Annotated in this window: 5 protein-coding genes, 1 tRNA gene and 1 pseudogene; 5 read left to right on the plus strand and 2 right to left on the minus strand. The window is 45.6% G+C overall.

The features are described from left to right. The first annotated feature begins 144 nt into the window (after positions 1-144). The 4 genes and pseudogenes from DSM107010_RS36515 (at position 145) to DSM107010_RS36530 (ending at position 2,815) form a co-directional block, all read left to right on the plus strand. Positions 145-216: transfer RNA gene (locus tag DSM107010_RS36515), tRNA-Thr, on the plus strand. A 271-nt stretch (positions 217-487) separates the two neighbouring features. Then, a pseudogene (locus tag DSM107010_RS36520) lies at positions 488-1,327 on the plus strand (IS1 family transposase). Positions 1,328-1,484: 157 nt separating this feature from the next. Next, complete coding sequence (locus tag DSM107010_RS36525) at positions 1,485-1,805, plus strand: cupin domain-containing protein (protein ID WP_127025313.1); 321 nt, start codon at positions 1,485-1,487, stop codon at positions 1,803-1,805. Positions 1,806-2,050: 245 nt separating this feature from the next. After that, positions 2,051-2,815, plus strand: coding sequence for a serine hydrolase (locus tag DSM107010_RS36530; protein WP_158631968.1), 765 nt, complete (start codon positions 2,051-2,053; stop codon positions 2,813-2,815). Between the two features lie 132 nt (positions 2,816-2,947). Here the strand turns inward: DSM107010_RS36530 and DSM107010_RS36535 are convergent, their stop codons facing one another. Both DSM107010_RS36535 and DSM107010_RS36540 read right to left on the minus strand, forming a co-directional pair. Beyond that, the gene (locus tag DSM107010_RS36535; protein ID WP_106169456.1) at positions 2,948-4,087 is read right to left on the minus strand and encodes a relaxase/mobilization nuclease domain-containing protein; all 1,140 of its coding nucleotides are present in this window, start codon (positions 4,085-4,087) and stop codon (positions 2,948-2,950) included. Further along, positions 4,084-4,419, minus strand: a complete 336-nt coding sequence (locus DSM107010_RS36540) for a plasmid mobilization protein (protein WP_127025315.1) — start codon at positions 4,417-4,419, stop codon at positions 4,084-4,086. Before DSM107010_RS36540 ends, DSM107010_RS36535 begins: the two co-directional genes overlap by 4 nt. A gap of 513 nt (positions 4,420-4,932) precedes the next feature. Between DSM107010_RS36540 and DSM107010_RS36545 the strand changes: the two genes are divergently transcribed. Then, positions 4,933-5,670 carry a ParM/StbA family protein gene (locus DSM107010_RS36545; protein WP_181246485.1) on the plus strand — a complete coding sequence of 246 codons (738 nt, stop codon included), beginning with the start codon at positions 4,933-4,935 and terminating at the stop codon, positions 5,668-5,670. Positions 5,671-5,734 lie beyond the last annotated feature (64 nt).

Genomic DNA, 5,734 nt, shown 5'->3' on the forward strand with positions numbered 1-5,734 from the left:
AGTATGCCTTCATTTTTATCTGGGCAGAATACACAACATTACTATTAATCGTACCTCAGTAGACTAGGAATTGCTCTATTTGCTCAAAAGAAGCATGACTACTCTTGCTAAAGACTGACAAAATTTGCTACCATGATTTATTGTGCTGGTGTAGCTCAGTGGTAGAGCAGCTGATTTGTAATCAGCCGGTCGCAGGTTCAAATCCCGTCACCAGCTTTTTTTTCTGCCCCTTGCTAGAAAAGTATTTTAGCCTCTAGTCCAGTACTCGTCAGAGTTAGGGGCGCATATAGGCTCGTGACGCGCTCTCGACACCAGCGACTTAAATCGGACACAACCGTCGAAAAAACATCACGATCGGTCAAGATTTTAGTAAAGAATTTAGTAAAGATGGTAGTCTCAAAAAAGCCAAAACAGAAGGTTGTGCGTCAGGAAAGCGTGGGACTGATATTATGTTTTAGGAAGAAAACTGCTTTTATTCCACGAAGCCATGCCTTGTCCCCTATGTAGTCACGATAAGATCCATAAACAAGGGTTTAACGAGCAAAGGCAGTCAAAGATACCGCTGTCCAAACTGCAAGCAAACATTCACGCTATACCTTTGACACGATTTACTATCGGCGGCAAATCAGTGAGGAGAAAGTGCGGATTGTCTTACAGTCACATTGTGAAGGAACCAGTCTGCGTGGTATTAGTCGGGTGAGCGGTCTATCCTACAACACAGGAGCCAGTCTGGTTCGAGCCGCAAGTCAAAAAGCTCAACGCATTTCATAATGCCGAGGTCTCTTCTGTTGATACGGATGCCGTTGCTGCCGATGAAATGTGGTCGTTTGTCCAAAAAAACAGAAGCACTGCCTACCCGAAGAACTTGAAGTCGGAGACTGCTGGATAGCGCTCTCGTTTAGCCCAGCTAAATGGCTTGATTTTATCTGGTCGTGTAGGCAAGCATAGCGACTCCTTAGCAATTGAGTTAGTGGCTAGTACCCTTCGGCTTGACTAACTGTACCGAATGGCATACAGACAGTTGGAAAGGTTATGAGCGAGTGCTAGGCGATTATGAAGTAGAGCACTACATTAGTAAAGCCTTGACGCAAAAACTGGAGCGCACTAATGGTTCCCTTCGGCAACAGACAGGACGTTGGCATCGAAGACAAAACGCTCTTTGGCAAGATTTGGGAGCAGACGAAAGTCACTTTGCGTTTGATCGTCGGCTACTTCAACTGGATTTGGGTGCATTCTCGTGCGCGGAACCACGGCGGCTCAACGTGCAGACCTAACCTCAGAACCTTGGACTTGGCGAAATATTGCTGTTTATCCCACACTTTGCTGAGGCACAACCATCCGTCTTTATCAGTCGTTTGGCTTCCATGTCTACGGGACTGAACAAGAAACCTTTTCAAGAGATGGGCAATTTTACGACGAGTACTTGATGACTTTAGAATTGAACTCGGACAATGACCATAGTGTATACCAAAAGGGGAAATTGAATGATTGTTAAAGCACAGGAGGCAAAGCATAGTGTTTTTCAGGGTGTGAACTTTGAGGTTCTGGCAGTTGGGGTGGAGACAATGGTCACAAAGATGCATTATGAACCTGGTAATTTTGTTTCTTTTCATTCACATCCGAATGAGCAGAGCGGTTATGTCATTTCAGGTAAATATCGTCTAAATGTTGGAGATCGAGAAGATATCTTAACCACAGGCGACAGCTATTCCATTCCTGCGAATGTCCTTCATAGCATTGAGGTTTTGGAGGCTGGAGGGGTGGTTGATGTTTTCACTCCGCCTAGAGAAGATTATCTAAGATAAACTATCAAAGCATTACGGTCATGGCATAACAATCCGCTTGCACACCGACCGTATAGAAGTGGTTGGTTGAGAACGAGATGCTGTTTGCGGCGGGTGAAGCGGAACGTTCGACCGCTAAGAACTATGGATGAAGGCATTAATTTGAAAGCTATTTATGGAGTCAAGTCAGATTGAAGCGATTGCGAGGGGAAGGGGATCGAAAATAAAATAATTAAGGCGGGATGTCCAAGATGAAGCTCCATCATATGAATCAGATTGATTTTCAGCCTCTCGTTTCTAATTTTCAAGGCACTACAGGGATCATCATTAAAACGCTCGATTCAGGGTCATGCTTTCAGTTCAACCCCAATCTTGTATTTCCTGCGGCAAGTCTGATCGAGCTTCCTATCCTATGGGAATTCTTTCACCAATGTGCAACGGGTTCGCTCGATTTGGCAGAAGAGATCGAGTTGCAAAGTGAGGATATGGTCATCGGTTTTGGGATTCTGCGACAACTCAAGCCTGGGTTGAAATTGTGTTTATACGATTTAGCAGTATTAATGACTGTCGTTAGTGATAACACAGCAACTAATCTCTTGATTGACAAACTTGGTATTGATAACATCAACGATTCAATTCAGCGCATTGGACTTACGCACACTATCTTGCAATACAAGATGTATGATTCTATCAGCACAAGTCAAGATAATCTGACAACTCCCAGTGATATGCTTCGGATGCTGGAGGCTTTTATACAGGATAAGCATCTGCTAAGTAAATATGGCGACGAGCCGCTAAAAATCCTGGAAGGGCAGCAATGTAAAAATAAGCTGCATCTTGGTATCCCGAAGGGGGCACGATTGGCAAATAAAACAGGCGAAACGCTGGGAACCGAACATGACATTGGTGTGTTGTTGGGGCGCGAGGAAACAGTAATCATCGTAGTCATGACTACGGGTCTATCCGAAAACTATCAAGGAATTGAACTTTGTCGAGATGTTGCAAGGCTTGTTTATCAAAATACGTTGTGAGGATGAAGCGCACGCGGTCGAACACAGCGTTGGAGCGGCAAGTAGAAGTTTTCTGTATACGTTTTGGTTCTCTCCGTTGCCGCTCAACTCTGCCGTTAGTGCTCCAAGGTGTGCGATCGCCTGCCTTGCGAATCACAAATCTACATCACCAGTTGTTCTTGTTGTTCCGCCACTTCTTCTAGTTCTTGGGCAGTTGCAATAGCTGTTTGAGAGATGTAGCTCACGTAATCGCTCTTCAGACACAAGATATTTTTGCTTGGGCAGCGTCTCCTTCAATAGCCGCACGCGATCGCTTTGTGTCATCATTGCTTCTACCTCATCAATCGCCTCTCCCTGCTTGAGCGCCAGGATAGCTATAGCAATGTCGATATCATTATGATTGCTATCTCTAAATGCCTCTTTCTGGCACACCCGCTCTCGTAGTACCGAGTGCCGTTCTCGCAGTTGCCATTTGCGCTCTTGGGCAACGCGATCGCTTGCCATTGCTGGCGTTTCTGCATCTGGCGATCGCTGTTGTGTTTCCCTTGCAGGAGCAGAAAGGTGATTTTGAATCTGCGTCCAAGCATAGCCGCGTCCGATCTGCCTTCCTTGAAACGGCACGCTGCCAAGTTTGTAGGAAATCCCTAGAATTTTACCCCGTTCGTCCCGTCGCAACTGCACCTCAACGTCCTGCGCTTCCAGGCGAGCTATAAATTCCTGTAAGCAAGGTTTTCCCTGCAATGCTTTAGAAATTAGCTGCTGTAACTTGACTCGTCGGCTCACCTCACCAGTACGCCGATACCTGCGGACTTCTCCAGTATGAGGCGATCGCTCCTTTTTACTCCAGCTAGGCACGACTGGTTTTAACTCAAACTGCTGTTCCAGTTGACGCACTAGCACTTCACTGCGGCGGTAATTCCAAGCATCGCTCACTGTAGAGCCGTCAGTAATCCTAATCCGACTGGCAATAATGTGAATGTGGTGATGGTGAGTGTCGGTGTGACGGTACACTACATACTGAGAGCCATGAAAGCCCATTCCCTTGGTGTAGGCATCAGCAATTTCATTCCAATGGCGATCGCTCAACTCTTCATCAGGCGCTACGGATAGGGTGGCGTGGTAGACGCATTTCTTGACTCGAAAGTTTAAGTCTCGCGAGATCCGAAACTCTGCTACCAGCTCTGATGGATTTTGCCCTGCCATGTTGCCGCCAATGTGTTGCGCCCCTTCCTTGCCACTCACATAGGATAGGACTCCTGCAAAGTTGCTTCCCAACACTTGCTTGGCAATCACGATCTATCTCCGAAGCCGAGTAAGTCCTGCCTCACCTGGACGAGCAGCTGCTTCAACGGCTCTATGACTTCACTGCCAACAAGCGCCAGATCGCGGTTAGACTCAACTTCCAATAGTTTGTAGATCTCTCCAAGTTGGTAATAAAGTTGGCGGTTAACTTGGGGTACAATCTTGCGTTGCTTTTCTATTACCGGAATAGAAAGTGCTACATTTCGCATAAATGCACTCAAACTTAAATCCCCTGCTTTTTTAGCAGCAGTGACAATCTGTGCTTTTTCTTGAGGAGTCAGTCGAACGCGAACTATTTGGTTTCGCAATGTATCTTCTACCACCACTCGCCTCAAAACCTATAATACAAATTATTTCTATCGTGTTACAAAAGCTTCTAACTAAGACGATCGTCTCTACTATTTCTTAGTTAAAAAAGCCGAAAAGAAAATTTGTATTTTTATCCTAGCTCATGTAGTCCTCTGACATGGCTTGCTCCTCCAATTACAGCACCAGCGTGTCATAGGAGCTTCGCATAAGCTGGAGGCAAAGTAGGCGAGTATTTGCTGATTCAGAGCGAGCAACTACTAATTAATATCGAATATTTGCTTGGACTTTGCAAGCTTTAATCAAGTTTTTGCTTATCTTGTTTTTTAAACTAAAAAGAGCTAATAAATAAGCAGGCTATAGCTTTATTCAATCGAATTCTTGCCCAAAATAAATGAACTATTGCTGGCATATGCTTTTTTGTGCTACTAGTTGCTTATTCGACTTTTTTGACATTTCACAAACAACAAGCCGGACAAAAAAGTTTTCATTATCAATATTGAGATCGACAATCGCGATCGAGGACTGTCATGTCTGACGTTACTGTAGCCGCTGATTTCGGCGCATCCTTGGTCAGAGCAATCTTTTCCCTCAACTCGCAATCACAGGCTTTAAAGCCAGAGTTAATGCTGATTGCACCGCAAGTTTTAAGAGTGCCGTCCAAGAGTATCGAGAATTACGAAAAGTACAAGCTGGGAAATTCAATGCCCGAAAACTCAGCTTGGGTGAAACTGGGAAACGATTATTATGCAGTAGGACATTTAGCCAAGACTCATTTCAACGCCGTCCACTGCCTGGAATCGCTCAAAATTGACTCTGCAATTCCCCAACTACTGGCAATTGTAGGGAGTATAGTCCAGAGCAAGCAGATGGGTAATTCATTCTCGCTGTCACTGGGAATCCTCCTGCCTTGGGGTGAGTATACCGACAGAGACAGGTTTGAATCCTACATCAAACAAGCATTGTCTGGATTCTGCTTTCGCGGTAAGGAGTATTTTGTCACGCTGGAATCATTTACCTGCCTGCCAGAGGGAGCGGGGTTGTTTGCACGGGGCAGAGTACCGCACAAGGGAGGCGATCGCTTGCGAAATGCGCGGGAGTTGAACATTGCCGTCCTCACGATCGGCTACCGCAATGCTTCTATGCTGTCGATCGAAAAAGGAGCGCTTTCCTGGGGTTGTACGGAGAACTACGGTTTCTCCAGGATGGTAGAGAAGGTGCAGCAATTTACTTCCGGTCAGAAGGCTGAGAGATTAGTGGGACTTTAAAACTTTCTAAGCCCAAAGATAGCCTGACTTGGCTTTGTGAGCGGCAAATACGTTGATGTGGGTC

It is taken from the genome of Chroococcidiopsis cubana SAG 39.79, from assembly GCF_003991895.1.
GTDB classification, from domain to species: Bacteria; Cyanobacteriota; Cyanobacteriia; order Cyanobacteriales; family Chroococcidiopsidaceae; genus Chroococcidiopsis; species Chroococcidiopsis thermalis.